The organism is Janthinobacterium sp. BJB401 (assembly GCF_013372745.1).
Classification (GTDB): domain Bacteria; phylum Pseudomonadota; class Gammaproteobacteria; order Burkholderiales; family Burkholderiaceae_D; genus Janthinobacterium; species Janthinobacterium rivuli.
This window is the reverse complement of sequence record NZ_JABXFH010000109.1, coordinates 1-2,423: the sequence shown is the minus strand read 5'-3', so window position 1 is coordinate 2,423 and position 2,423 is coordinate 1. Positions and strand designations below refer to the sequence as shown.

The following is a 2,423-nucleotide window of genomic DNA, read 5'->3' as shown; positions in this document are numbered from 1 at the left end:
CGAATCGCCACCGCCGCCGCTGTTGGTATTGCCAGGATTTTCAACCGCGATGTAATCGACTTCGCGCGAAGAATAATTCAGCGCCTGAATGCTCGCGGCCGTGGCGACGCCGGGTAAACATGCGGCCAGCAAGAGGACTCGCCAGCAATGGTGCTTGAGCAACGTCGTCATGATGTCATCGCTATCTATAAAATCGCCAAATGAATCTACCCGGCTCCAGCCGCGCTGAAATCACGCTCTATGCGAGCGCCTCGGCACGCGTTGCATAGCGCTGCTGCGCCAGGTAAATCTCTTCATCGGCTTTGGCTTGCGCAATATCCTGTGTTAAGTTTTCGCTCCACACAAATTCTTCGGGTGCTTCTTTCGCCTCGATGCCGGCCGTCGGCATGCGTTGCAGCTCCTTCTCGTGCACGCTTTTCCGGAAGAAACCACTTTGCGGGTAATAGCCTCGGCGCAAGATATAGCCGCCACCCTCGCGCCGCGTATAGGTTTGCGTGGTGATCAGCCTGCTACGCATGTCGGCGCTGTCGGCATCCGTACGGATCGGATAGGGAGTGCCATACTGCGCTTCCTTGACCAGTGCTTCCTCTTCCGGCGTCAATGCTTCGCCATTCTTCTGTTTCAGTTGCGCGGCTTCCGTCTTTCGGCTGAGCTCATATACGCGTTTATAAAAGCCGTCTTTAGGCGGTTTATCGGCGAACGAGGCGATCCTGGCCCGCTTGTCGTATTCCGTCACTTCGCCTGCCATATAAAAGCCGGCCAGGGAATCATGCACATAGTCGTCAAAAAAACGCATCACTTCGGGCGGCAGCGGTTTGGGGTGATCGAATATGTCGAGCGCCCATGCTTCCCAATCATCCAAGGAGATGTGATTTTGGGCGCGATAGTATTGCCAGTGATTGATGCGCGCAATGTCCCGGGCGCTGAACGGTTGCCCCTCATCGCCATGAAGGAAGGCTTTGCGCGCGCGCAGCGCTTCCAGATCGCCTGCTAGCAAGCGGTTATAGGAACCCAGATCCTCCCGCTCCTGCGCGCTGGCCGCCTTGAAGCTGGCCGTGGCCTCCAAGGTCTTGACGCGCACGGCGCGCCAGCGGTAATACAGCTCCATGTGCTTGCTCAGCAAACCGCCTTGCTTGTTAAGCTCGGCGGTATATGCTTCCCATGCCTTGGCAAGCTCTTGACTGACCTGGAAATCAACTTGCACCGTAGCTTCCAGTTTGCTGAACGGCCTCAAAGGCACGCCCTTGAGGCGAGCCTCCTTGAACATATGCGCCAGCGGAATTTGCGACAGCAAGGCCGCTTGTCCGCCACGCCCCTTTCCCTGCTCGCCCGGGCCATAACCGCCCCCGACATCGGAGTGGACGCCAGGAAAATATACTTCCTCGATTTTCCCTTCCAGGCGCGTGACGGGAAAATTCATGCGCTGCTCATGCGTGGCAATACAATGCAGACCTGCCTGGACGCAGGACGGCAATGGCTTGAGCAATTCATTGGCCCAGGCCCAATGGCCATCGAACATCGCGCCAGGCGCGATCGTGGTTTTCGCCACCGACCCCGAACTGCCCACGGTTGCCACCGTATCAAAGACGCCAAGAAAATCGATGCTGGCAAGGATGCCGGCAAACTTCTGCACCTTATCTTTGGGCGGTGTGAGCAAATCGGCAAACAACTGGCAAAACGCCACCGCCTCGGCGGCGCCACGCGAAAAACCGAACACGGACAAGGTCAGCGATGGAATATGCGGCTTCGGTTGTGCCGCCATCGCCGCTTTGAGTTTTTCAATATGCTCAGCGAACCAGTCAGAGTGGGTCATGAAACGCTCCCTGCCAGTTGAGGGATGCGGCACCTTTTTGTGGCCTACGTCATTATCATAAGTACGGGCAAGTTCGCCAGCCTTATCTGATTTATATAATGGAGTTTCATCTCCGTATACCGTTCGATGAACTGCATTTAAAACCTGCAACAACCCCCATATAATGCGTGGCTGCCCTCCTTTGGCAAAAGCCTTCCCCTCATCAGACTCAGTCAGTTCACCAATTTCCTTAAATGGCGTTCCCACGCCAGGAATGTAATATCGGTAATACCCGGCACCCCGCTTATCAGATGGAAAAGCAGAAAATAGACGCGCCACATTGCTATGACTGGCGTCATTGGGATCTACTACAACATCATCAATAGGTATGGGTTTCTTTGTTTTTTGATCGAGTACGCCCGTTCTAACCCCATTCTTATCGCGCTCCAGATTGTTATTGGTTCCATCAAAGAAAATCCCAACCCTCACTGGAATACTGCACGGCGCGCTACCTTCATTAGCACATGCCTCCTTGGCAATTTCGGATTGTTCTTTCATCGACGGATTTAAAAAAAAATCGACGGGAAACGGCGCGGAATTTGGAGTTTCACTGATCATAATATCAAGGAAT

Annotated in this window: 1 protein-coding gene; it reads right to left on the bottom strand. The window is 54.4% G+C overall.

Translation table 11 applies throughout. The features are described 5' to 3' along the window. Positions 1-238: 238 nt before the first annotated feature. A partial coding sequence (locus tag HWE17_RS28350) for a DUF2235 domain-containing protein (protein ID WP_255206430.1) occupies positions 239-2,423 on the bottom strand: 2,185 nt, incomplete at its 5' end.